Here is a 23,335-nt window from a genome sequence, read left to right as displayed (position 1 = left end):
GGACGCCGGCTAGCTGTCCTTGAGCCGCTGGTAGGTCTCGAGCGCCCGGGCGCGGGACTCCGGCAACCCGACGATCGGATCCGGGTAGCCGGCGGACGGGCCGGCCGCCTTCCACGGTTCGTGGATCACCTTGTCGTCCAGCCCGGCGAGCTCCGGGAGGTACTCGCGGAGGTAGCGGGCGCCGGCGTCGAACTTCTTGCTCTGGGTGACGGGGTTGAAGATCCGGAAATACGGCGAGGCGTCAGCGCCGGATCCTGCCACCCACTGCCAGTTCGCCGGGTTGCTCGCGGCGTCGGCGTCCACCAGGGTGTCCCAGAACCAGGCCTCCCCGAGCCTCCAGTCGGCCAGCAGGTTTTTCACCAGAAAACTCGCGGCAGCCATCCGGACGCGGTTGTGCATCCAGCCGGTCTGCCAGAGTTGGCGCATTCCGGCGTCTACGAGCGGATAGCCGGTGCGGCCCTGCTGCCAGGCCTCGAGTTCGGTGCCGGAGGGCGTCTGCCAGGCGAAGCGGTCGAACTCCGGCCGGTAATTCCGCGTGGCCAGTTCCGGGTTTTCGTAGAGCAGCTGCCAGCAGAACTCGCGCCAGCCCAGTTCGGAACGGAAGATCCCGACATCGGCCGGGGCGCTGTGCGGAAAGCGTTCGCGCAACGCGTGCCAGATCCGGAAGGGGCTGATTTCGCCGAAGCGCAGGTGCGCGGAAAGCCGGCTGGTCCCCTCGGTGCCCGGAATGTTCCGTCCGGTGCCGTAGTCCGCTGCGGGTCCGTCGAGGAAGTCCTCCAGGCGCCGGTGGGCCCCGGCTTCGCCGGGCTGCCAGGTGGCGGCGAGGCCGGCGCTCCAGTCCGGCGTGTGGGGGAGCAGTTCCCAGCTGTCGAGGGCGTCCCCGGCCGGGAGCGTGCCCGACGCGGCTACCGCAGGGGCCGGAAGGTACTCCGGAGCATCCAAGGGGTGGCGGGGCTCGTTGCCGTCGAGGCAGGCCCGCCAGAAGGGCGTGAAGACCTTGTACGGTCCGCCCGCACCGGTCCGCACCGTCCAGGGCTCGAACATCAGGTTGGCCTGGAAGCTGGTCGCGGTGGGACCGCGTTCGGCGGCCCAGTCCTTGATGCCCGCGTCCACGCAGCGTTCGGGTCCGCCGTAGCGGCGGTTCCAGAGCAGCGACGAGGCCCCGGTTTCGAGTGCGAGGTCGCGGATGATGTCCGCGGCCGGGCCGCGGCGCAGCAGCAGCCGAGATCCGGTGGCCTCCAGCGCGGCGGCAAGGTCCGTCAGCGAGTGGTGCAGCCACCACTTCACGGCACCGCCGAGGGGCCGCACACCAGGGGAGACCTCGTCCAGCACATAGACGACCGTCAGCGGCCGCCCCAGCGAAGCCGCTTCACTCAGAGCCGGGTTGTCGTCCAGCCGGAGATCATCGCGGAGCCAGACGAGGGTCGAAGACAGGGTTCCGGAAGACATGGATCCACGGTACACGCGGAGCGGGACAACGGAGCAAGGACAACGGAGGCCGGGCCCGTCCGTGGACGGTCGGGCCCGGCCTCGTCGGTCCGGTGTCAGGATTCCGGCGGAACGCGCCGGCGAGAGCCTACAGCTTGTCGAAGTCTGCTTCCTCGACGGTGCTGCCGGAGGTGCGGCCTTCACCGGCACCGATGGCGGCGGGGGACACTCCGGATTTCAGTGCGGCGAGCCGGGCCTCGATCTCGGTCTGCTCGCCGAGGTCCTCCAGCGAGTTGAACTGTGCGTCCAGGCTGGAGGCGGCGAGCTCCTGCTGGCCTCGGACCTTGGCTTCTTCGCGGCGGATCTTCTCTTCGAAGCGGCCCACCTCGGACGTGGGATCCATGAAGTCGATGCTCTTCATGGCATCGTGCACCTGGGTCTGGGCCGCGGCGGTCTTGGAACGGGCCACCAGTTCGTTGCGCTTGCTGGTGAGCTCGTTAAGCTTGCCCTTCATCTGGCCCAGGCCGTTCTTGAGCTTCTCCACCACCTCTGCCTGGGAGGCGATGCTCGGCTCGGCGGACTTTGCCTCGTTTTCCGCGGACATCTGGCGCTGCAGCGCCACCTTGGCGAGGTTGTCGAACTTTTCGGCGTCGCCGACGTCGCCCTTGGCCCGGTATTCGTCAGCCTTGCGGGAGGCAGCGAGGGCCTTGTTGCCCCAGTCCTGGGCGTTCTTGATGTCCTCGTTGTAGTCATCCTGGAGCATCCGCAGGTTGCCGATGGTCTGCGCCACGGCCGACTCGGCTTCAGCGATGTTGTTGGTGTAGTCCCGGACCATCTGGTCCAGCATCTTCTGCGGGTCCTCCGCCTGGTCCAGCAGGGAATTGATGTTGGCTTTCGCCAGCTGCGCCATGCGGCCGAAAATGGACTGCTTCATGGTGTTACCTTTCGTCCTGCTCAGTGGTGCCCACTGAATTTCGGTGAACAGTGAAATGTACCGCTTCTATCCGCCGGCCGGAACGTTCCCGCCGGCGCCTAGTCTGTGTGCCCGGTGTGGTGGGCCAGTGCCCGTCTAGAAGTCGCCGCCGCCGCCGAAGTCGCCGCCCCAGCCGCCGCCGGAATCGCCGCCGCCGCCGCCCCATCCGCCGCCGCCCCAGCCGCCGCCGGAATCGCCGCCGCCACCACCGAGGCCGCCCCCGCCGCCGTGCAGGATGGAGTTGATCAGGATGCCACCCAGGATGGCGCCGCCGAGGCCGCCGCCCCCGCCGCCGCCGAACATTCCGCCCCGGCCGTAGCCCTGGTTGGCGTAGCCGCCGAAGTGGTCGACGTCGGACTGCGCCAGCTGAGCGGCCTGCGCCGCCAGCCCGTGCGCCTGCTGGGCGTACTGCAGGGCAGTGACCGGATCGGTGCGGGAGATGGACAGTGCGTAGTCCAGGTTCCGCTGGGCCTCAGCCAGGCGGGTTCGGGCTTCGGTGCCCACGCCGCCGCGGCGGGCCGTGATGTAGTCCGAGGTGGCACTGATCTGCGCCTGCGCGGACATGATGCTTTGCTGCAGCGATGCCTGCGCACGGCGGATCTGTTCCTGCTGGTCGCGGATGCCGGACAGGGCCGCATCCAGCGACTGGTGGGCGGTCTCGACCCGCTCCAAGGTGGCGATCGGATCGATCTTGCCGCCCTGGATTTCGGCCTTGACCCGGGCCAGCGCGGCTTCGACCGCGGCGACCGGCCCGGCCAGCTCGGGGTGCGCCCCGGACTGGATCAGCGCCCGGGCCTGGGCCAGGTCCTGGGAGGTGTCGACGACGGCGGACTCCAGGCCGGTGCGCGCCCCATCGAGGTTGCCGGCGACCTTGGTGATGGCGCCGATCAGCACGTTCGTCTGGTGCAGGCTCTCTTCCGCTGCCCGGACGGCGACGGCGGCGAGCCCGCGTTCGCCGGCGGTGAGTTTCTCCTGGGCGGTGACGGAGGCGTTCTGTACGAACGCGAGCCGTTCCTTGGCCTGGCTGATGTTGTCGGACACCTGCACCAGCGCGCTCTCGGCGTATTTGCCGCGCAGCTCGGTGAGAGAACCCTCGGCGCTGGCGATCCTGGCTTCCGCCTCACCCGCGCCGGCGCTGACCGCGGCCAGGGCCTGCGGGGCATTTTTCTCCAGCTCCCGCAGTGAATCGAAGTCAGCCTTCTGCTCCTGTAGGGAGGCCAGTGCGGCCTCGGAACGGCGGATGATCTCCGTCAGCCAGGCCCGCTGCTGCTCCTCGGTGTCGGGGATGTGGTCATCGAGCTGCTGCTGCAGTTTGAAGGATTCGGACATGTGGCCCTTGGCGTCCTGCAGCGCCTTCGTGAAGTTCCCGACGGCGGCGTCGCCGTACTGTGCCTGCGCGAAGCCCAGCTCCTGCTCACTGGATTTGATGGCGTCGTCCGCCTCGATCAGGAGTGAGCCGCTCTTCCGGCGCAATTCCTCGACAGTGAGCCCGGCCAGCGGATCCAGCTCGGCACCCTGCGGTCCTCCGGCGCCGGCTGCCACGGAAGCCTTCTTGCGGCGGTTGCGGAGGTAGAGGTAGGTGCCCGCGCCGCCCGCCGCGACGACACCCACGCCCACCAGCACGGCATTCCCGGCGCCGCCCTGGGAAGGGACGGTGCCCTTGCCGCCGCCGGCGGCATCACCGATGGCAGCGGCGCTATCGATGGCCGCCTGGGCGTAGTCACCGTTGCGAAGGTTCGGGTCAACTGCGCTGGTCACAATGGTGTCGCGCTGGGCGTTCGTGATCTTGCTGTTGGATGGCTTGCTTAACTGGTACTGGCGGGTTTCCGTGGCCACCGACAGCAACATGGCATTGGGGCCCAGGTTTGCCTTGTCCGCCACAGCAGCGGCCCAGGCAACCCGGTCGGCGGGGTTCTCGAACTTCTTTACGTACACGACGTGGAACGTCATGGCGTGATCGGTACCGAGCTGCTTGATGGCCTGTTCGACGTCGCCCTTCCGGTCGCCCAATACGCCGGCGGAGTCAACGATTTTCGTGACGGGGTCGAGTGTCACCGGGCTCTCGGCGAGAACCGGAGCGGCGGGAAACGCCAGCAGTCCGGCGAAGCCAAGAGCGGCGAGGAGACGTTTATAGGTAGACCGCATGTGCAACCCTTCGGCACTTCTGCGACCAGTTCGGGCCGAACCGGTCGTCACAGAATGCAGCAGCGCCCCCACGCAGATGTAAAGCCGCAGGTCGCTGTGGCAATTCCATTTGATTCTATGGTGCACCCCATTGGCCGTCCACCGGGGGGAATATGCCACCAGCGAAAAGCGCTTACCCTTGGAAATAACGCCGCAGCAGCTCTGGCAGTAGCGCCTTCGGGCGTTCAGTAACCTCCCAGCAAACGTCCGCTCTAGTATCAGTGAGATCCTCCATAGTTAATACAAACGAGGATGAAAGGAAGTCTTATGACTGAGAACCCAGCGCAGGGCCCGTCACCAGAGGACAGGGAGCCGGCCGCGCCGAACGAGGGCACTTCAGAGCGCCCCCAGGTGGCCCCGGCGCCGGACTCAGCGCACGAGAATCCGACCCTCCGGCTCGACCGGGCAGCGGACCAGGCCCCGCAGCCGGTCTACCCCCAGCACCAGCCCTCCTATGGCGGCCCCCAGACACCGCAGACCCAGCAGTTCGGTGGCCCGCAGGAGCACGTTCAGCAGGGCCAGGCTTCCGGCCAGCCGAACCCGCAGGGGAGCCCCGGGTACGGCCAGGCGCCCTACGGCCAGGGCCCCTACGGCCAGCAGCAGCACGGCGGCTTCGGCGGCAACCAGCCCGCGTCGCCGTACGCTTCCAACGCTGCCCACGCCCCAAAGCGCAAGGCTGCCTTCGGCGTCCCGACCCTGGTGGCCAGCATCCTCGCCGCCGGACTCGTGGGCGGCGGGGTGGTCGCCGGCACCACCCAGCTGTTGGGGGAGCGGGCGATCACGTCCACGGGTTCCACGGGCAGCAGCCAGGCCGGCCCGGTCATCGTAAACAACAAGGATGACGTGAACGCGATCACCGCGGCCGCGGTGAAGGCCACTCCGAGTGTGGTGACCATCAAGGCCACGAACGGCAGCGAGGGCGGCACCGGCTCCGGCATCATCCTGGACGGCGAGGGCCACGTCCTGACCAACACCCACGTCGTCACCCTCGACGGCACAGCGGCGAACGCCGCGATCGAGGTCCGGCTCAGCGACGGCAAGGTCTACAGCGCCAAGATCATCGGCACGGATCCGCTGTCGGACCTCGCTATTGTCCAGATCCAGAACGCTTCCGGGCTCGTCCCGGCAGTCCTGGGCGACTCCAGCAAGCTGAACGTCGGCGACACCGCCGTCGCGATCGGTTCGCCGCTGGGCCTCACGGGAACCGTGACTGACGGCATCGTGTCGACCCTGAACCGAACCATCAGCGTCGCCTCGTCGGCCGCTCCCAAGAATGAAGCGGACAACTCCCAGGGCGGCGACCAGGGCTTCCAGTTCGCACCGCCGGACGGCGGCCAGGGCCAGGCCACGGCCGGCCAGGGCAGCATCTCGATCAACGTGATCCAGACCGACGCCGCCATCAACCCCGGCAACTCCGGCGGCGCCCTGGTTAACACCAAGGGCGAGATCATCGGCGTGAATGTCGCTATCGCCTCGGCCGGCGGCGACTCCTCGGCCAGCGGGAACATCGGCGTTGGCTTCAGCATTCCGATCAACCACGCCAAGCGGATCGCCCAGGAGATCATCAGCACCGGCAAGGCCACACACGGCCAGTTCGGCGTGAGCGTGAAGCAGAAGACCGCAAGCTCCTCAGGTTCCGGCTTCTCCGTCGGCGCCGAAGTCGCCACGGTCGAGCCCGGCTCCGCTGCCGACAAGGCCGGCGTCAAGGTCGGCGACGTCGTGACGAAGTTCCAGGATCTCACCGTCAGTGATCCAAACCAGCTCACCGCCGCCGTGCGTGAGCAGCCCGCAGGGGCATCGGTGAAGGTCACCGTACTCCGCGGCGGCAAGGAACAGCAGCTCGACGTGACCCTCGGCGCAGCCGCCGAGCAGTAGGGCAGCGCACAGCGTTCCGACCCGAAGGCCGGGCAGCACGGTGGCGGTTTCAAGCCGTCAGGTGCCACCCGGCCTTCGCCGTGCGCCGCGCCGGCTGTGCGCTCTGCCGGCTGTGCGCTCTGTCCGGCAGGCACTTCGCCTGCCGCGAACAGCGCCGGCCTGACACAGCGCTTAACCCGGTCCGCGCCGGCGAGCCCCGATATGGTTAGCTAGGAACAAACCCGGCACCCCCGGGTGCTCCGTGGCCACGACCCACCCGGCTGGCTGTCCACCGCATGGAAGGCTGCTGTCAATACAGTGGAAGAGACTCTGAAGATCATCGTGCTGGTCAAGCACGTCCCTGACGCGCAGTTCGACCGGCACCTCACCGGCGAGGGCAACACCACGGACCGCGCCGAGAGCATCCTGTCTGAACTGGACGAGTACGCCCTTGAGGCCGCACTCCAGCTAATCGAGGCCCGCGGCGGCGAAGCGGCCGGCAACAAGGTCATCGCGCTGAGCATGGGACCCGCCGGTGCCGTCAACGCGGTGAAGAAGTCACTGCAGATCGGCGCCAGCGAGGGCGTCCACCTCAGCGATGATGCGCTGGCCGGTTCCGACGCCGCCGCTACCTCGCTGGCGCTCGCCGCCGCCATCCGCCACCTGGGTGCGGACACCCCCGTCGACCTCATCCTCACCGGCATGGCCTCCACCGACGGCGAGACCTCGCTGGTCCCGGCGCAACTCGCGGAACGCCTGGGCGTGCCGCAGCTCACCTTCGCGGCCGCTCTCGAACTCGACGGCGGCCGGCTCACGGCCCGCCGCGACGGCGATGCCCACTCCGACACCATCGAGGCGACGCTGCCCGCCCTCGTCTCGGTCACCGACCAGGTCAACGACCCCCGGTACCCGAATTTCAAGGGCATCATGGCGGCCAAAAAGAAGACCATCACGACGCTGAGCCTTGCCGACATCGGCGTCGACCCGGCGAAGGTCGGACGGTCCGGGTCCTGGACCGCCGTCGAATCCGCTGAACTGCGCCCGGCACGCACCGCCGGTACCATCATCACCGACGAAGGCGACGCCGGTATCAAACTGGTTGAGTTCCTGGCCAACCAGAAGCTGCTCTAAGGGGATTCTCGAACATGGCAAAAGTACTGGTATTCATCGACAACCCCGGCCAGGCGCTGAAAAAGCCCAGCCTGGAGCTGCTCACCATTGCCCGGTCCCTGGGCGAGCCTGCGGTGGCCTTCAACGGCGAGCTGCACGACGACGTCGCGGCCACCCTGGCCGCGTACGGCGCGCAAGCGCTCTACCGGCCCTCGGCGGCGGACCTGGACGACTACCTCGTCGGCCCCAAGGCCTCCTACCTGGCCGCCGCGGTGCAGACCGCCGGTGCCACCGTGGTGCTGACCGAGAACTCGGCGGAGGCCAGGGAAATCGCTGCGAGACTCGGCATCAAGCTTGGAGCCGGCGTCATCACCGACGTCGTCGCGGTGGACCCGGACGGAACAGCCCACAAGTCCGTGCTGGCCGGTTCCTACATGACGACGGCGAAGGCCACGACACCGGTCGCCATCCTGACCGTCAAGGCCAACAGCATCACGCCGGAACCCGCCGTCACGGGCACCGCGCCGGCCTCCGTCACCGTGGAGGTGCCGGAAGCTGCCACCGCGGCCGCGGCTAGAATCACCGCGCGCAATGAGAAGGCAGCCAGCGGACGCCCGGACCTTGCCGAGGCCCGGATCGTTGTGGCCGGCGGCCGTGGCGTCGACGGGAACTTCGGCCCGGTGGAAGACCTCGCCGACGCCCTCGGTGCGGCCATCGGCGCTTCCCGCGCCGCAACGGACGCCGGCTGGATCGGCCACGACGCGCAGATCGGCCAGACCGGAAAGACCGTTTCGCCCCAGCTGTACATCTCGGCAGGCATCTCGGGGGCCATCCAGCAGAAGGCCGGGATGCAGACCGCCAAGGTGATCGTCGCGGTGAACAAGGATGCGGAGTCGCCCGTGTTCGAGATCGCCGACTTCGGCATCATCGGGGACCTCTTCCAGGTCCTGCCGCAGGCCACCGCCGAAATCAAAAAGCGCCGGGGCTGAGTCCTTGAGCACCGCCGCCGCGCAGGCGCGCAGCCCGTTCGATCCGGACCACCACCGGATCGAGCGGGTGCTTTGTTTCGCCGCGCACCCGGACGACATCGACTTCGGCGCCGCCGGCACGATCGCGGCGTGGACCGCCGCGGGCGTGCAGGTCAGCTACTGCATCATGACCGACGGCGACGCCGGCGGCTTCGACCCGGGGCAGCGGGACGAGATCGTCCGCCTGCGGAACGAGGAGCAGCGCCGGGCCGCCGGCCTGGTCGGGGTGACCGACATTCACTACCTGCATGAGCGCGACGGCTACCTCGAACCCACGCACGGCGTGATCCGCGACGTGGTGCGCCTGATCCGGCAGCTCCGGCCCGACGTCGTGCTCTCGATGCACCCGGAACGGAACTGGAATCGGATCCAGAAAAGCCATCCCGACCATCTGGCCGTGGGGGAGGCGGTGACGCGGGCGGTGTATCCGGCGCTGGAGAACCCGTTTGCGTACCCGGAGCTGGCCGCGGCAGGCCTGGCGGCGTACAAGTTGCCATGGCTCTGGCTGTATGCCGGGCCGGAAGAACGCGAGAACCACTTCGTGGACGTGACGGACCGGATCGAGCCCAAACTCGCCGCAATCCACGTCCACGTCAGCCAGCACCCCGACATCGAGGCGATGGACCGGACGGTCCGCGGATTGATGCTCCGGACTGCTGAGCGGGGCGGACTGCCCGCGGGCCGCAGCGCCGAGGCCTTCCACGTCGTCCCAGTCAACGGCCCGGAGACCATCGCCGGCTTTTAGTCTTGCCCGCGGACGTCCTCTTCCCATAAGCTAGCCCCAGTTTAAATCATATTTATTGAGGAAGGCAGACTTTGATGGCGAAGACTGCGCAGCACCCTGTTGTCGTCGTGATGGGCGTCTCCGGATCCGGAAAGTCCACCGTGGCCGGCCTGCTGGCCGACCGGCTGGGATGGGATTTCGCCGAAGGCGATGATCTGCACCCTGCAGCCAATGTGGCCAAGATGCTCGCCGGCCAGCCGCTGACGGACGAGGACCGCTGGCCCTGGCTGGCGAGCATCGCGGGCTGGATCCGGGCGCACACCGAATCCGGCACGCCGGGCGTCATCACGTGCTCGGCGCTGAAGAAGCGTTACCGGGATGTCCTGCGCGGCGAGGGCGTCGTGTTTGTGTTCCTCGACGGCAGCAGGGACCGGATCTCGGACCGGCTGGCACTGCGGCTCGGGCACTTTATGCCCCCGGCCCTGCTCGAGTCCCAGTTCGAGGCCCTCGAAGCCCCCACGGCGGACGAAAACGCCATTACTTTGAGCGTCAGTTCGGCACCGACGGACGAAGCGCAGGAAATCATCGACCGGCTCCAGCTCGCCGCCGGCAACACCGGCCGGCCGTAGCCAGCCAGTTTCTTCGCCGTCATGTGGGGACAATCTTGCTTTAAGCACGGGCTTTAAACGCGAACCGCGCCGGCCCTGAACCCGCGGGAGGGTTCCGGGCCGGCGCGGCTGTATCAGGTCGCGGACCAGACGCTAGGCGCCCAGCGGGGCCTCGGCCACGGTTGGCGTGGTCGGCGACGGCGAACCGCCGGTCGGTTCCACCGTGATGCCCAGGGCTGCAGCAATGTGGACGCCCTTGACGACGGCCGGCTTGGAAAGTGCTTCCGCATCCATCAACCCCTGGGACACCGGGGCCGAGCCGTCCTTGGGGATCAGCCACATCTGATAGACCTTGCCCGGCGGCGGAGCCGGGACGTCGTTCATCTTGACGACGATCGCGTCCTTCGAGGTCGACAGGGACACGGTGGCCGTGCCGCCGCCGGTGACGTTGACGGTCGCCTGCCGCACGTCGCCGGCCTGCAGGACCTGGTTCAGCGGATCGTTCTGGTTTGCCATGTAGGCCCCGACACCGACGCCGCCCAGGGCGATAACAGCGGCAGCGGCTACGCCGACCAGCCAGTTGCGCATTCCCTGCGGCCGGCGTCGTTCGTCCCGGCGCTTGCGGGCGGCGCCGAGCTCGTCGCTGACGGGCAGCCCGGAGGCCTCCCGGACCGGCCGGGCCACGACCGGAAGAACCGCCGGCGCCTCCTGTCCCGGGTGCGGCCCGGAGTTCTGCGCGGGCAGCGAGGCCATGATCCGGTCGAGCAGGCCTGCCGGGGGTTCCTCCTCAACGGTGAAGCTGGTGGCGAGCGTTTCCCGGGCCTGGCGGACCCGGTCGTTGAAGTCGGCGAGTTCCGCCGGCGGAGCGGCAGCGAGGTGGGCCTCGATGGCGGCACGGTCGGCGTCGTCCACGGCATCCAGGGCGTACACCTCGGCGAGGTCAGCCGCACGGCCGGACGCCAGGTCGGTGGCGATATCGGCTGCAAAGCCGCCGGGGACACGGCCTTGGTGCGGTGCGTTCATGTCGGTCATCTCAACTCACCCCCAGACAGGTCTTCAGTCGGATCAGTCCGTCGCGGATGCGGGACTTGATGGTGGGCACTGCAGCATTGAGCTTTTCTGCGACTTCCCGGTACGTGAGGCCGCCGTAGTAGGCGAGCCGCACTGACTCCTTTTGGGTAGCGGTCAGCGTGTCCAGGCAGCGGACGACAGCCTCGGCCTCGAGCCGGCTGCCCACCTCGTCAGAAACGGAATCGTGATCGATGTCCTGGCTGCTGGCGCCGTATTTCGCTTCCCGGTCCGTGGATGACTGCGACGAACGGACCTTGTCCACGGCCCTGCGGTGCGAGATCGTCATCAGCCAGGCGAGCGGGCTGCCGGCGTCGGGATTGAACTTGGAGGCGTTCTGCCAGACCTGGAGGAAGACCTCCTGGGTGGTGTCCTCACTGAGTTCCACGTCGATCAGCACGCGCCGCGCCATGCCGAAGACGCGCCGTGACGTGAGTTCGTAGAACTCTGCAAAGGCGGCCTGGTCGCCGCGGGCGATCTGTTCCAGCAGTGCGCCCAGCCGGCGGTTTACGTCGGTCGGAGTGCCCGGGGGAGCAGCGGCCTCGGGGTTCGGGGCGTTGGGAGTTTCCATCACCTTCAAGCATAAGGTGCCCGCCGTCGATCGCGGGTCAGGATGGCTCTCCGCTGAGGAATAGCCGCCCGGAACCCGCAGGCCCGGGTGTCTGTCCACCTGCACTGTTGTCACCCGCCGCTCCTCGCTCCCTTCCCCGCTCCGGCGCCCGTTCGCTCAACAGGGCTTCACCAGTGATTCGGGACAGCAGGGATCACGGATGGGCGGTGCGGCGCAAAGAATTGCGCTGCCTACAGCTTGGCGCCGGCGAATCCGTTCTGGCGCCAAGCCTCGTAGACCGCGATCGACGCCGCATTCGCAAGGTTCAGCGAGCGGAGCGAGGGCAGCATCGGCAGCCGGACCCGCGACGTGACGTGCGGGTCGTGTTTGACTTCCTCGGCCAGGCCCACGGATTCGCGGCCGAAGAGCAGCACGTCCCCGGGACGGTAACTGATGTCAGTGTAGGAGGCTTCGCCGTCGGAGGTGAAGGCAAACACCCGTTCCGGAGCGAGGGCCGCCCAGGCCGCCTCGAGGTCCTCGTGCACGGTCACGACTGCGAGGTCGTGGTAATCGAGCCCGGCCCGGCGCAGCTTGGCGTCGGAGAAATCGAAGCCAAGGGGCTTGACCAGGTGCAGCTCGGCGCCGGTGATGGCAGCCAGCCGGATGGCGTTGCCGGTATTGCCGGGAATTTCTGGGGTGTGGAAGAGGATGCGGAACACTGTTCCATCCTAGCGACGGCGCTAGTGCATTCCGCGCAGCAGCCGGGCCAGCACGGGAACGATCACGGTGTTGGGCGCAGGGCCGGAACCCAGGAACTGCTTGAGGCCGCGTGCCAGTCCGGCGGCGTTGACCACCTGAACGGTCTCGTGCGGACCGGCATTGCGGTGCCGGTCGATCACCGGTTCGTGCAGGTTGCCGTTCGTGCTGTGCACCACGGTCCAGCCGGTGACGTTGAGTTCCGGGAAGATGTCCTGCATCCGGCGCACCACGTGGGCCAGCTGGGGCGGGGCGATTGACCGGCCGCCGTGGGTCAGGGCGCTGCCGTTCCAGGCGTAGGCGCCCGGGGGCAGCAGCATGGAGCCGATGATCGCCATCCGGTAGCCGGAGAGGACCACATGGTCGATATGGCTGTTGTCGGCCGGGGACTGCAGTCCGTTGATGAGCCGGGCCGCCGGGATGGCGGGAAGGATCTGCCGGCTGATGAGTTGAACAGTCCGCATTTCCCGCTGGATCCTGGCTTCCGCGCCGAAGATCCCGCGCTTGCGGGGCAGGCCGTGAACCTGCTGCCGGGCCAGGTCCTCTGGGATCAGCGGCACCTCGCCGGTCAACGCGTACTGCTCGAAGGCCGGAACGAAGACCGGGGCGTCGGCCGCGGTATTGCGCGGTGTATTGGGGCGCCGGACGTTGGCGGAGGCGTGGCTTCCGGCCGCCGGGGCGTCAAAGTGGGCCCCCTCGTCCGCGGGCGGAACGCCGAAGCCGCCGCGGCCGCTGCCGTAGGAACGGTCGTAGTCCGCCCGGCTCCTGGCATCGATCAGCGTTTCGTAGGCGAGGGTGACGCGGCGGAAGGCGGCCGGGTCGCCGCCGTGGTCGGGGTGCGCGGTGCGGGCGGCCCTGCGGTAGGCCACCTTGATCTCCTTGTCCGTCGCCGTCACAGGGATCCGGAGGACCTGGTAATGCGAGCTGTTGCCCTGCGTCAAGCAAGAATCCTTTGCATCGATGGTGCCAGCCCGGCCTGGCCGTCCGGCCCGGCCAGTTTAACCGGCTAGGGGATCAACGAGCGCACCGGCACGGATCGTTCCCGTGGGCTGGCATAATTCGGCGCATGATCATCGCCGTTGCCGTCAATCCGCGGGCTTCCTTTGGCCGGGGGCGGCACGCCGGGAACGAGGCTGCGGACCTGTTCCGGGCGGCCGGTGCCGAGGTCCTCCTGCTGTGCGAGGAAAGCTACGGGGCGCTGGCGCGGGCTGTGGACAAGGCGCTGGCGTCCGGCGTGGACGCTCTCGTTGTCGTCGGCGGTGACGGAATGGTTCACCTCGGTGTTAATGCGCTCGCCGGTTCGGGGCTGCCGGTTGGCGCGGTTCCGCTGGGAATTGTCCCCACCGGGACCGGAAATGACACGGCGCGGGCGCTCGGTGTGACGGCACATGACGTCCCCGGCGCGTGCGCGGGGTCGCTCGCTGCCCTGTCCGCCGGCGGAAGGCTGATCGACGTCGGACGGGCCACCTCCGGCGGGAAGTCCTCCTGGTTCGCCGGTGTGCTGTCCGCAGGATTCGACGCGGCCGTCAACGAACGGGCCAACGCCTGGCGGTGGCCCCGGGGGAAGGCCCGGTACCCCCTTGCCATGGTCCGTGAGCTGACGTCGTTCCGGCCGATCAACTACACCGTGACGGCCGACGGCGAGAGCTGGCGGCAGGGAGCGATGCTGATCTCCGTGGCCAACAGCCAGTCGATGGGCGGCGGCATGAAGATCACCCCGGACGCTGTCCTCGACGACGGCTACCTGGACCTGTTCATCGTCGACCCGCTCTCCAGGGTGGGCCTGCTGAGGGTGTTTCCCAAGGTCTTTTCCGGCGGCCACCTCGGGCATCCGGCCGTGCACATCCGGCGGGTCCGCCAGGTCGAACTGACGGCGGACAAAGTCGTGGCCTATGCCGACGGGGAGCGGATCGGTCCGCTGCCGCTGACAATTGAGGTGGTTCCCGGAGCGGTCCGCGTCCTGGCCTAACGGGGCTGGAAGCGGAGGGCCTGGAACGGAGGGGCGCCCGGAAGGTGGTGCGTCGGGGGACACGCGGCGAGGGTTTCGCGCCGAGAGCCTAGAATCGTCCGGAGGCACGGGCAGACTCGGGCAGGCACAGGCACAGGCACAGGCACTACGGCGAATTGGGGCGGAGCGGTATGGCAAGGAAGCGGGAAACCGGGATAACGGCAGGAGCGTGCGTTGGCCGGCGTCCCCGCCGCGCCCGGCGTGCGCCCCGGGGGACGTCCATCCTCCTTGCGCTCGCCGCAGCGGCCACGCTGGCCGGCTGCAGCGTCGGCATCCCTGACCCCGCTGCCCCCAAAGCGGCACCGGCAACGCCGACTCTCGCCACCCCGACCGTCACCCCGGGCCACGACTCCGCGGCTGTCGCGGCAAAGGACATGCCCTTCGCCGCCGGCGGTACCCTGGCCGCCGGCGTCCCCGTCCAGCTCTCCGACGGCCTCCGCGAGGCCCCGGGCTGGAAGCCGGGCGAACAGGATGTCGCCGGCGCCAGCGAATACCTGAAGGCAGACGGCTGCGTGGTCTGGGCCAAGGTCCGGACGAACCAGGGGGCGCTCACCGTCCCCGGGGATGACCAGGCCTCGACAGCGGCGCTCTTCCAGTATCTGGACCCGAGCATCCTGCCGTCGTACCTCAAGACGGACACCCTGCGCTGGGGCGGCGACCCGGACAAGCCCGGCCCGCGTGTCGAGGTGCTGGTGTTTGAGGGCCGCGCCGCCGCCGACGCACGGACAACAGCCGTCTACTCGCGGATGTTCAGCAGGGCGGGCTCCTCCGTGTACATTTCCGTGTCGTGCCCGGACGCCGCCACCCTCGCGGCGGCCCGGGCCGACGTCGCGGCCCGGCTCGCCATCGTTCCACCGTCGGACTGACTGCCGATCGTCGGGCTCAGCGCCCTTGCGCCAGCGAGAGCCGGTTCAGAGCCAGCGCCCCGACCAGCAGACCGAAATCGCGCAGGGCCACGTCGAAAAAGCCGCCCAGGACGATGAGGTTGACGATGATGCCGAGCAGCCAGACCGCCACGAGCAGCGAGCCGAACCGCGGCTTCAGCGCCACCGCCAGTCCGGCGACGATCTCCACGACGCCGACGACGTACATGATGGTCTGCGCCGGCAGCGGCACAACGTCCGTGACCACGGGGGCCAGGTACATCGTCCAGTCGGTCAGCAGGTTGGTGAACTTGTCGAGGCCGAACACCACGGGTGCGACGGTGAAGACGGTCCGCAGCAGGAGGAACGCCTGCCGCTGGTAGGCCGGGGCGCGGGTCCCGGCGGGGGTAACGAGGGCTGCAGAGGAATTCATGAGTTACTCCTTCTAAAAGTGGATAACTTCATTTTAGAATGGCCGGAGTAGTTAAGCAACGGATCTTGTTTTTAGAGTTAGGCTGATTTTATGACGCGAACCCCTTGGAACCGCAGGATCGCTGCCGTCGCCTCACTGGGGGATGAAACCCGCCGCAGGTTGTTCGCCTTTGTCTCATCCTCCGGGCGCGCGGTCAGCCGCGACGACGCCGCCGGGGCGATCGGCCTGCCCCGGAGCACCGCGTCCTTCCAGCTGGACCGGCTCGTGCAGGACGGCCTCCTGGCCGTGGAATTCCGGAAACTCGGTGACAGGGTAGGGCCGGGTTCCGGCCGCCCGGCCAAGCTGTACGTGGCCGCCGTCCGGGAGGTCACCGCATCGGTGCCTGAACGGAACTACGACCTCGCCGCCGAGTTGCTGGTCGCCGCCATCGAGGTGTCAACGGCCGACGGCGGGTCCGCCCGCGACGCGCTTGAACGGACCGCCTTTGCCCGGGGACAATCGGCGGCGCGGTCCGCGGGCGAGGCGGCGGACCCGGCCGATGCCCGGGAAGCAGCCGCCGGCGACAGATTCGCGGACTTCCTCACGGCGGAGGGCTACCGTCCGGAGCGTGACGCCGAGGGTGGTCTGGTGCTGCTCAATTGCCCGTTCCACCGGATCGCCGCGGGCCACACGGAAGTTGTCTGCGCCATGAACGGTGCCTTTTTGGCCGGGGCCGCGGCAGGCTGCGGTATTGATCCGGACCGGGTCCAGGCGCTCGCGATCGAGGACCTCCGCACGCAGGGGGCCGCGCTGCCGGCGCAGTGCTGCGCCCGGATCAGACCGGGCCAGCAGCCCGCAGCCCGGACGCCTTGATCCTAAGCGCCCGGGCTTGAGGCTGCTGCCGCCACCGGACGGTTGGCCCGCCGTTTCATCCCGGTCAGCAGCACGCCCGCGATCACCAGGACGCCACCGAGGATCTGGGCGGTGGTGAGCGGCGTCCCCAGGACCACCGTGATGATCGCCGTGAACACTGCAATCAGGTTCAGGTAGTTCCCGGCGGTTCCCGGTGGGGTGGTCTTGAGGGCCAGGTTCCAGAACAGGTACGCGCCGAGGGAGGGGAAGACCACGATGTACGCCAGCGACCAGCCCTCGGCCTGCGTCTCCGGCAGCCGCACATTCAGGGCGAGCGCGAACGGCGTCAGTGTCACCGACGCAATCACCACCTGCATGGCGGTGGCCGCGATGGCAGGAACATCCAGTTTGCGGGCAATGATCGTGTAACAGCCCCAGACAAGGATCGCGCCGATCATGATGAGTTCACCGGTGTTAATCGAAAGGCTGAAAATACGCTGCAGTTCGCCCCGGGTCAGGACCAGCAGCACCCCGACCAGGCCAAAGCAGATGCCGAGCCAGCCCAGGCGTGTGGTCTTCTCACCGAGCAGGACGATGGCCATCACAACGATCAGGGCAGGGTTGGCCGCAGTGATCAGGGATGCGTTGACGGCGGAGGTGTGGCCGAGCGCGGCGTACAGCAGGAGGGTGTAGGCGCTCATGCCCAGCGCGCTCAGCAGCAGGAGCGCCGGCCAGCGGCGGAGCACGGCCCGCCAGTCCGGCTTTTCAACGAAGTGGGCCAGCAGCAGCAGCGGCACGGCCGCGAAGGTCCAGCGCCAGTAGGTCAGGTCCAGCGGGGACATCGAAGCGACAGCGGCCCGGCCGACGACGAAATTGCCGGACCAGAAGAGGGTGGCCAGGACCAGGTACAAGGGCGCTTTCACCGCTCGAATCTACACCAGTGCCGCTCCGGGCCCGCAGGTAGAATTGTCCCGTGCCCGTATACCTTGACCATGCCGCCACCACCACCCTTGCCCCCGAGGCGCTGGCTGCGCTGACCCGCGAGCTGGCCCGCACCGGCAATCCCTCGTCGCTGCACGGATCGGGGCGCAGCGCCCGGCGCGCCGTCGAGGACGGCCGCGAGGCGCTGGCCGCCGCCGCCGGGGCACACCCCTCCGAAGTCATCTTCACCTCGGGCGGGACCGAGGCGGACAACCTCGCGGTCAAGGGCCTGTACTGGGCCCGGCGGGCGGAGAACCCGGCCCGCACGCGCATCCTGTGTTCCGCCGTCGAGCACCACGCCGTGCTGGACACCGTCGAATGGCTGGCGCGGCATGAGGGCGCCGAGGTCAGCTGGCTGCCGGTGGGAGCCGATGGTGTGCTGGACCTGGCGGTGCTGGAGGCGGAGCTCGCCCGGGACCCGGCGTCGATCGCCCTCGTCACGGTGATGTGGGCGAATAACGAAGTCGGCACCATCCAGCCCATTGCGGAGATCGTCGAACTGGCCCACCGGGCGGGCGTTCCCGTCCATTCCGACGCCGTCCAGGCGTTCGGCTCGCTGCCCGTGGATTTCCGCGCCAGCGGGCTCGATGCCATGTCCATCTCCGGGCACAAGATCGGCGGCCCCGTCGGCGTCGGGGCCCTGCTGCTGGGCCGCGCCGTGAAACTGACCCCGGTCCAGCACGGCGGCGGGCAGGAACGGGACGTCCGCTCCGGGACCCTTGACACCGCCTCCATTGCCGCGTTTGCCGCCGCGGCCGAAGCCGTCGCGGCCAAACTTCCGGAGGAGGCAGCGCGGATCACGGCCCTCCGGGACCGGCTGATCGACGGCGTGCTGGCCGCGGTGCCCGACGCCGTGCTGCGCGGGGCTCCCGGCGCCGGCCGGCTGCCGGGCAACGCGCACTTCACCTTCCGTGGCTGCGAAGGAGATTCGCTGCTTTTCCTGCTGGATCTGGCCGGGGTGGAATCCTCCACCGGTTCAGCCTGCACGGCGGGAGTTCCCAGGCCCTCCCATGTGCTGCTGGCGATGGGGCTGGACGAGGACACGGCCCGGGGCGCCCAGCGGTTCAGCCTGGGGCATGCCTCCACCGAAGCGGACGTCGATGCACTCCTGGCTGCCCTGCCCGGCGCGTACAGCCGGGCGCGCCAGGCCGGGATGGCCGGCCACGAGTCCAGCATCCAGACCGCCGGAACTCTCGCCCGCCACTCCGCCGCCGGCACAAGCTAGGCACGGGCCAGGCGGCGGGCGCGTGCCATGCCGCAGGAACGGTCCAGGGCAACAGCTACGCGGCCGGCACGAGCTGATCCAGCGGGATGGCCGGATCGGCGAGCGCCCGAGGATCGACAGCGGATTTCGCTGAAATGAGTTGCTTGATGATCTTCTGGGGCTTGCCGGCGCGCGGCCAGTTCACGCTCATTCCCGCGACCACCCGCCCATCGCGCTGCCAAAAGGCGAGGAATTCCCTTCCCTCGAGGGAGCCGCGGAGCGTGGGCGGCCCGTCGACGAGCGTCGGGAATCCGGAGTACTCCATGCTGACATCAAACTGGTCGGTGTAGAAGTAGGGAATCGTGTCCAGCGCGGCGTCCAGGCCAAGCATCGCGCGGCCCGCGACCTTGCCGCCGTTGAGGGCGTTGGACCAGTGCTCGCTGCGGTGGTGCTCCCCGGTGAACGGATGGAGCGCATTCGCGACGTCCCCGGCCGCGTAGATTCCGGGCGCGGAGGTCCGCAGCGAGGCGTCGGTGAGGATGCCGTTCCGCAGGGCAAGACCCGCTGCTTCCGCCAGCGACACCTCGGGGACCACACCCACGGCGATGATCACCAGATCCGCGGGAAGAACCTCACCGGAATCCGTTTCCACACCGCTGACCCGGCCCGACTGCCCCAGGATCCCGGCGGCCGAGGCGGGAAGCCGGAACCGGACGCCGTTCGACTCGTGCAGCGAACGGAAGAAGCCGCCCAGTTCGGGCCCGACCGCAGCGGCCAGCGGCACCTTCTCCAGCCCCAGCAGGGTGACGGAATTCCCATAGGCGCTCGCCGCCGCGGCGAGTTCCATTCCGATCCAGCCCGACCCGATCATCACGACGTTCCGGCCGCCGCCGGCCAGGTCGGTTCGCAGGCGCCGGCAGTCGTCCACCGTGCGGAAGGTCCCGACGCCTGCCAGGTCGCTGCCCGGCAGCGGTAGGCGCCGGGGACGTGCGCCAGTGGCCAGCAACAGCGAGGCGTACTCCAGCGTCTGGCCGTCCCCGACGGCCACGGTCCGGGCAGCCGGATCAATCCCCGCGACGGAGGTTCCGAGCCGCAGGTCGACGTCGTTCTCCGCGTACCAGTCCGCCGGAGCCACGGGCAGTGCTTCGTCCTCGGCCTTGCCCAGCAGGTATTCCTTGGACAGCGGCGGGCGCAGGTACGGATGGTGCTGCTCCGCTGCCAGCAGGATCACCGGCCCGCCATGCCCCTGCGCACGGACGGACTTTGCGGCGGTCGCGCCGGCGAGCCCGCCGCCCACGATGACAATGTTTCCGGTGGCCATGATGTACTCGATTCCTGCGGCCGCCGTCGCTCCGGTGCCGCATGTCACGGGATGAATCTAAAACCATTGCATTTGACTTTAGAAGCCCGCGGATGGTGCGGTCAAGGTCTTTTGGGGAGGAATCGGCGTGGCGATAGAATGGTGCGGCAGGCATTGCGCTATTTCTGCGGCCAGCGGCCGCCAGTGCCGGCACCACCCCCGAACCCCAACGAAAGTCAGTATGCGAGTTCTTGCAGCCATGAGCGGCGGCGTCGATTCCGCCGTTGCCGCAGCCCGCGCCGTCGAGGCGGGGCACGACGTCGTCGGGGTCCACCTCGCGCTGTCCCGGATGCCCGGGACCCTGCGCACCGGCAGTCGCGGCTGCTGCACCATCGAGGACTCCCGAGACGCCTGGCGGGCCTGTGACGTGCTCGGAATTCCGTACTACGTGTGGGACTTCTCGGAGCGCTTCAAGGAGGATGTGGTCCAGGACTTCATCGACGAATACGCCGCGGGACGCACGCCCAACCCCTGCATGCGCTGCAACGAGCGGATCAAGTTCGCCGCGCTGCTGGAAAAGGCGATCGCCCTCGGGTTCGACGCAGTCTGCACCGGCCACTACGCCAAGGTGATCAACGACGCCGACGGCAACCCGGAACTGCACCGCGCCGCGGACTGGGCCAAGGACCAGAGCTATGTTCTCGGCGTGCTCACCCACGAACAGCTGAAGCACTCGATGTTCCCGCTCGCGGACACCCCGTCCAAGGCCGAGGTCCGCGCCGAGGCCGAACGCCGCGGGCTCTCCGTTGCCAACAAGCCGGACAGCCATGACATCTGCTTTATCCCGGATGGCGACACGGCCGGCTGGCTGGCCGAGAAGATCGAGATGACCACGGGGGACATCGTCGACGAGTCCGGCTCAAAGGTCGGCGAGCACCCCGGCGCCAATGCGTTCACGGTGGGCCAGCGCCGCGGCCTGAAGCTTGGCACGCCGGCCGCCGACGGCAAGCCGCGCTTTGTGCTGGAGATCCGGCCGAAGGAGAACAAGGTGGTGGTGGGCCCGGAGGCCCTGCTGGCCATCGATGAAATCCGCGGCATCAAGGTGTCCTGGGCCGGTCTGCCGATTGCCGAGGTGCAGACCGGCAAGGAATTCGACTGCTACGCCCAGGTCCGCGCCCACGGCGACCCCGTGCCCGCCACGGCGCGGATGGAGCGCGCCGGCACGGAAGGCCCTGGCGCTGCACGCAACAGCGACGGCGGCAGTACTGGCGCCGGCGGGCACGGCAACCTCGTGGTGACCCTGACGGAGCCGCTGCGCGGCGTCGCCCCGGGGCAGACCGTGGTGCTGTACCAGGGCAGCCGGGTGCTGGGCCAGGCCACCATAGACACAGCGCGTTCACTGCAGCGGGCCGCACTCTAGGCGTCCCGATTTCCGGGGCCATTCCGGCCGCCGGGACAAAGCCGCGCACCGGTGGTGCGCGGCTTTTTCGATGCCGCCGGGACAAAGCCGCGGACCGGTGCTGCGGTGGTTTTTTGTGTTGGCGTCGAGGCTCGGGCCACTGACGCTGGCTTCGCTGGCGCCCGGCAGCCTGCCGGATTCCGGCGGGTTGCCTGAAGATAATGATGAGTTCAGGCCGTTCGTGTAAATTTTGTGTCTCATCTCACATGATGTAACGATTCACCTTGGTGGCCGTCTGATTGAATCGAGGCATCAGGACAGCGTGTCGCCCGTCGGGTCACATCAGGAATGACGGGCTGCGCACGGGGACTCATCGAACAGAAAGTTCACAGATGGCAATGAACAAAAAGGCCCTTCAGAGCGCCATCGCGCTCGTCGGGGTATCCGCCTTTGCGCTGACCGCGTGCACCGGCCCGTCCGGTGGCGGTGGCGGGTCAACGGCCGCGGCCACGGGCCCGATCGCTTACGGCACTACGGACAAGGTCACGGCCCTGGATCCCGCGGGCGCGTACGACAACGGTTCCTTCATGGTGATGAACCAGATCTACTCCTTCCTGCTCAACTCGAAGCCGGGCAGCGCCGATCCCGTGCCGGACCTGGCCGAGTCCAGCTCCTTCACGACGCCCACCGAATACACGGTCAAGCTCAAGTCCGGACTTAAGTGGGCCAACGGCCACACCCTGGACTCCAAGGACGTCAAGTTCTCCTTTGACCGGCAGACGAAGATCAACGATCCCGCCGGGCCGGCTAGCCTGCTGGCCAACGTGGACAGCGTCACCGCCCCGGATGCAAACACGGTCGTGTTCAAGCTGAAGCTGGCCAATGACCAGACCTTCGCCCAGATCCTAAGCAGCCCTGCCGCGCCGATCGTGGACGACGAAGTCTTCCCGGCCGACAAGCTGCTCGACGACGACTCGATCGCCAAGGCGAAGGCCTTCTATGGCCAGTACACGATCGAAACGTACAAGAAGAACGAGCTGATCAGCTTCAAAGCGTGGCCCGACTACAAGGGCGTGCTGGGCAAGCCGACCAACGATGGTGCCACGATCAAGTACTACGCGGATCCCACCAACATGAAGCTGGATATCCAGCAGGGCAACATTGACGTGGCCAACCGCAGCTTGAGCGCCACCGACATCGATGACCTGAAGAAGGACTCCAAGGTCAAGGTGAACGTCGGCCCCGGCGGCGAAATCCGCTACATCACGTTCAACTTTGACACCATGCCGTTCGGCGCGAAGGCCCCGGACGCGGCTCCGGCCAAGGCTCTGGCAGTCCGCCAGGCCATCGCCAACCTCGTGGACCGCCAGGCGATCGCGGACCAGGTCTACAAGGGCACTTACCTGCCCCTGTACTCCAACGTCCCCAGCGGCTTCCTCGGCGCCAACGAATCGTTCAAGGACGCTTACGGCGACGGCGGCAAGCCCAGCCTGGACAAGGCCAAGAAGGTCATGGCCGATGCCGGCATCACCGCCCCGGTGTCCCTGAACTTGCAGTACAACCCGGACCACTACGGCAAGTCCTCGGGCGACGAATACGCCATGGTCAAGGACCAGCTGGAGAAGTCTGGCCTGTTCAAGGTCAACCTGCAGTCCACGGAATGGGTCACCTACAGCAAGGCAAGCCGTGCCGATGAGTACCCGCTGTTCCAGTTTGGCTGGTTCCCGGACTTCAGCGACGCCGACAACTACCTGACCCCGTTCTTCCCGGACGGCGGCTTCCTGAAGAACCACTACAACAACCCCACGGTCACGGACCTGATCAACAAGCAGCTCACCACCGTGGACAAGAGCGCACGCGAATCCGCGATCAAGGATGCCCAGAATGCCCTGGCCAAGGATATCTCCACGCTTCCGCTGCTCCAGGGCGCACAGGTTGCAATTTCCGGCAGCAGTGTCAAGGGTGTCGACACAACCCTCGATGCTTCCTTTAAGTTCCGTTTGGGAACTGTCTCCAAGTAAGGCTGCATTCCT

21 protein-coding genes are annotated in these 23,335 nt (G+C 68.1%); 11 read left to right on the top strand and 10 right to left on the bottom strand.

What is annotated here, in order from left to right; translation table 11 throughout:
* Positions 1-9 precede the first annotated feature (9 nt).
* From AC50YM_RS03335 to AC50YM_RS03325, 3 genes are all read right to left on the bottom strand, one after another.
* On the bottom strand, positions 10-1,449 hold the full coding sequence (locus AC50YM_RS03335; protein ID WP_494955582.1) for a cryptochrome/photolyase family protein: 1,440 nt from the start codon (positions 1,447-1,449) through the stop codon (positions 10-12).
* Between the two features lie 127 nt (positions 1,450-1,576).
* Positions 1,577-2,362, bottom strand: coding sequence for a PspA/IM30 family protein (locus AC50YM_RS03330; protein ID WP_494955581.1), 786 nt, complete (start codon positions 2,360-2,362; stop codon positions 1,577-1,579).
* Positions 2,363-2,497: 135 nt separating this feature from the next.
* Positions 2,498-4,546: a TPM domain-containing protein gene (locus AC50YM_RS03325; RefSeq protein WP_494955580.1), complete on the bottom strand. Its 2,049-nt coding sequence runs from the start codon at positions 4,544-4,546 to the stop codon at positions 2,498-2,500.
* Between the two features lie 306 nt (positions 4,547-4,852).
* Here AC50YM_RS03325 and AC50YM_RS03320 point away from each other — a divergent pair, with 306 nt between their 5' ends.
* From AC50YM_RS03320 to AC50YM_RS03300, 5 genes are all read left to right on the top strand, one after another.
* Complete coding sequence (locus tag AC50YM_RS03320) at positions 4,853-6,460, top strand: S1C family serine protease (protein WP_494955579.1); 1,608 nt, start codon at positions 4,853-4,855, stop codon at positions 6,458-6,460.
* 309 nt (positions 6,461-6,769) lie between these two features.
* The gene (locus AC50YM_RS03315; protein ID WP_494955636.1) at positions 6,770-7,570 is read left to right on the top strand and encodes an electron transfer flavoprotein subunit beta/FixA family protein; all 801 of its coding nucleotides are present in this window, start codon (positions 6,770-6,772) and stop codon (positions 7,568-7,570) included.
* A 14-nt stretch (positions 7,571-7,584) separates the two neighbouring features.
* The gene (locus tag AC50YM_RS03310; RefSeq protein ID WP_494955578.1) at positions 7,585-8,538 is read left to right on the top strand and encodes an electron transfer flavoprotein subunit alpha/FixB family protein; all 954 of its coding nucleotides are present in this window, start codon (positions 7,585-7,587) and stop codon (positions 8,536-8,538) included.
* A 4-nt stretch (positions 8,539-8,542) separates the two neighbouring features.
* The gene (locus AC50YM_RS03305) at positions 8,543-9,322 is read left to right on the top strand and encodes a PIG-L deacetylase family protein (protein WP_494955577.1); all 780 of its coding nucleotides are present in this window, start codon (positions 8,543-8,545) and stop codon (positions 9,320-9,322) included.
* Positions 9,323-9,396: 74 nt separating this feature from the next.
* Positions 9,397-9,930, top strand: a complete 534-nt coding sequence (locus AC50YM_RS03300) for a gluconokinase (RefSeq protein WP_494955576.1) — start codon at positions 9,397-9,399, stop codon at positions 9,928-9,930.
* Positions 9,931-10,062: 132 nt separating this feature from the next.
* On the opposite strand, the gene AC50YM_RS03295 is transcribed toward AC50YM_RS03300, so the two are convergent.
* The 4 genes from AC50YM_RS03295 to AC50YM_RS03280 all read right to left on the bottom strand — a co-directional run bounded on the left by AC50YM_RS03295 (position 10,063) and on the right by AC50YM_RS03280 (position 13,224).
* Positions 10,063-10,941, bottom strand: a complete 879-nt coding sequence (locus AC50YM_RS03295; RefSeq protein ID WP_494955575.1) for an anti-sigma factor — start codon at positions 10,939-10,941, stop codon at positions 10,063-10,065.
* Position 10,942: 1 nt separating this feature from the next.
* The gene (gene sigK / locus AC50YM_RS03290; protein WP_494955574.1) at positions 10,943-11,548 is read right to left on the bottom strand and encodes an ECF RNA polymerase sigma factor SigK; all 606 of its coding nucleotides are present in this window, start codon (positions 11,546-11,548) and stop codon (positions 10,943-10,945) included.
* 230 nt (positions 11,549-11,778) lie between these two features.
* Complete coding sequence (locus tag AC50YM_RS03285) at positions 11,779-12,246, bottom strand: tRNA (cytidine(34)-2'-O)-methyltransferase (protein ID WP_494955573.1); 468 nt, start codon at positions 12,244-12,246, stop codon at positions 11,779-11,781.
* Between the two features lie 21 nt (positions 12,247-12,267).
* Positions 12,268-13,224 (bottom strand): J domain-containing protein, encoded by a 957-nt coding sequence (locus AC50YM_RS03280; RefSeq protein WP_494955572.1) that lies wholly within the window; start codon positions 13,222-13,224, stop codon positions 12,268-12,270.
* Positions 13,225-13,349: 125 nt separating this feature from the next.
* Between AC50YM_RS03280 and AC50YM_RS03275 the strand changes: the two genes are divergently transcribed.
* The gene (locus AC50YM_RS03275) at positions 13,350-14,252 is read left to right on the top strand and encodes a diacylglycerol/lipid kinase family protein (protein WP_494955571.1); all 903 of its coding nucleotides are present in this window, start codon (positions 13,350-13,352) and stop codon (positions 14,250-14,252) included.
* 170 nt (positions 14,253-14,422) lie between these two features.
* Complete coding sequence (locus AC50YM_RS03270; protein WP_494955570.1) at positions 14,423-15,157, top strand: hypothetical protein; 735 nt, start codon at positions 14,423-14,425, stop codon at positions 15,155-15,157.
* A 16-nt stretch (positions 15,158-15,173) separates the two neighbouring features.
* Here AC50YM_RS03270 and AC50YM_RS03265 read toward each other — a convergent pair whose 3' ends face one another.
* Positions 15,174-15,587 carry a DoxX family membrane protein gene (locus tag AC50YM_RS03265; protein ID WP_494955569.1) on the bottom strand — a complete coding sequence of 138 codons (414 nt, stop codon included), beginning with the start codon at positions 15,585-15,587 and terminating at the stop codon, positions 15,174-15,176.
* A 90-nt stretch (positions 15,588-15,677) separates the two neighbouring features.
* On the opposite strand from AC50YM_RS03265, the gene AC50YM_RS03260 reads away from it, so the two are divergent.
* Positions 15,678-16,439, top strand: a complete 762-nt coding sequence (locus tag AC50YM_RS03260; protein WP_494955568.1) for a helix-turn-helix transcriptional regulator — start codon at positions 15,678-15,680, stop codon at positions 16,437-16,439.
* A gap of 2 nt (positions 16,440-16,441) precedes the next feature.
* Here the strand turns inward: AC50YM_RS03260 and AC50YM_RS03255 are convergent, their stop codons facing one another.
* Positions 16,442-17,341 carry a DMT family transporter gene (locus AC50YM_RS03255; RefSeq protein WP_494955567.1) on the bottom strand — a complete coding sequence of 300 codons (900 nt, stop codon included), beginning with the start codon at positions 17,339-17,341 and terminating at the stop codon, positions 16,442-16,444.
* A gap of 50 nt (positions 17,342-17,391) precedes the next feature.
* Between AC50YM_RS03255 and AC50YM_RS03250 the strand changes: the two genes are divergently transcribed.
* Positions 17,392-18,624, top strand: a complete 1,233-nt coding sequence (locus tag AC50YM_RS03250; RefSeq protein ID WP_494955566.1) for a cysteine desulfurase family protein — start codon at positions 17,392-17,394, stop codon at positions 18,622-18,624.
* A gap of 55 nt (positions 18,625-18,679) precedes the next feature.
* On the opposite strand, the gene AC50YM_RS03245 is transcribed toward AC50YM_RS03250, so the two are convergent.
* Positions 18,680-19,924 carry an NAD(P)/FAD-dependent oxidoreductase gene (locus tag AC50YM_RS03245; protein WP_494955635.1) on the bottom strand — a complete coding sequence of 415 codons (1,245 nt, stop codon included), beginning with the start codon at positions 19,922-19,924 and terminating at the stop codon, positions 18,680-18,682.
* A 220-nt stretch (positions 19,925-20,144) separates the two neighbouring features.
* On the opposite strand from AC50YM_RS03245, the gene mnmA reads away from it, so the two are divergent.
* Both mnmA and AC50YM_RS03235 read left to right on the top strand, forming a co-directional pair.
* Positions 20,145-21,323: a tRNA 2-thiouridine(34) synthase MnmA gene (gene mnmA / locus AC50YM_RS03240; protein WP_494955565.1), complete on the top strand. Its 1,179-nt coding sequence runs from the start codon at positions 20,145-20,147 to the stop codon at positions 21,321-21,323.
* A 371-nt stretch (positions 21,324-21,694) separates the two neighbouring features.
* On the top strand, positions 21,695-23,323 hold the full coding sequence (locus tag AC50YM_RS03235; protein ID WP_494955564.1) for an ABC transporter substrate-binding protein: 1,629 nt from the start codon (positions 21,695-21,697) through the stop codon (positions 23,321-23,323).
* Positions 23,324-23,335: the final 12 nt, after the last annotated feature.

This window comes from Pseudarthrobacter sp. RHLT1-30-1 (assembly GCF_059383415.1).
The sequence above is the reverse complement of the archived record's forward strand: the minus strand, read 5'-3'. Positions and strand labels throughout refer to the sequence as shown.

Bases quoted from the DNA above. Each gene is read 5' to 3' on its own strand.
- AC50YM_RS03335 (WP_494955582.1), bottom strand. From the start codon at position 1,449: ATGTCTTCCGGAACCCTGTCTTCGACCCTCGTCTGGCTCCGCGATGAT.
- AC50YM_RS03330 (WP_494955581.1), bottom strand. From the start codon at position 2,362: ATGAAGCAGTCCATTTTCGGCCGCATGGCGCAGCTGGCGAAAGCCAAC.
- AC50YM_RS03325 (WP_494955580.1), bottom strand. From the start codon at position 4,546: ATGCGGTCTACCTATAAACGTCTCCTCGCCGCTCTTGGCTTCGCCGGA.
- AC50YM_RS03320 (WP_494955579.1), top strand. From the start codon at position 4,853: ATGACTGAGAACCCAGCGCAGGGCCCGTCACCAGAGGACAGGGAGCCG.
- AC50YM_RS03310 (WP_494955578.1), top strand. From the start codon at position 7,585: ATGGCAAAAGTACTGGTATTCATCGACAACCCCGGCCAGGCGCTGAAA.
- AC50YM_RS03300 (WP_494955576.1), top strand. From the start codon at position 9,397: ATGGCGAAGACTGCGCAGCACCCTGTTGTCGTCGTGATGGGCGTCTCC.
- AC50YM_RS03295 (WP_494955575.1), bottom strand. From the start codon at position 10,941: ATGACCGACATGAACGCACCGCACCAAGGCCGTGTCCCCGGCGGCTTT.
- sigK (WP_494955574.1), bottom strand. From the start codon at position 11,548: ATGGAAACTCCCAACGCCCCGAACCCCGAGGCCGCTGCTCCCCCGGGC.
- AC50YM_RS03275 (WP_494955571.1), top strand. From the start codon at position 13,350: ATGATCATCGCCGTTGCCGTCAATCCGCGGGCTTCCTTTGGCCGGGGG.
- AC50YM_RS03270 (WP_494955570.1), top strand. From the start codon at position 14,423: ATGGCAAGGAAGCGGGAAACCGGGATAACGGCAGGAGCGTGCGTTGGC.
- AC50YM_RS03265 (WP_494955569.1), bottom strand. From the start codon at position 15,587: ATGAATTCCTCTGCAGCCCTCGTTACCCCCGCCGGGACCCGCGCCCCG.
- AC50YM_RS03260 (WP_494955568.1), top strand. From the start codon at position 15,678: ATGACGCGAACCCCTTGGAACCGCAGGATCGCTGCCGTCGCCTCACTG.
- AC50YM_RS03245 (WP_494955635.1), bottom strand. From the start codon at position 19,924: ATGGCCACCGGAAACATTGTCATCGTGGGCGGCGGGCTCGCCGGCGCG.
- mnmA (WP_494955565.1), top strand. From the start codon at position 20,145: ATGCGAGTTCTTGCAGCCATGAGCGGCGGCGTCGATTCCGCCGTTGCC.
- AC50YM_RS03235 (WP_494955564.1), top strand. From the start codon at position 21,695: ATGGCAATGAACAAAAAGGCCCTTCAGAGCGCCATCGCGCTCGTCGGG.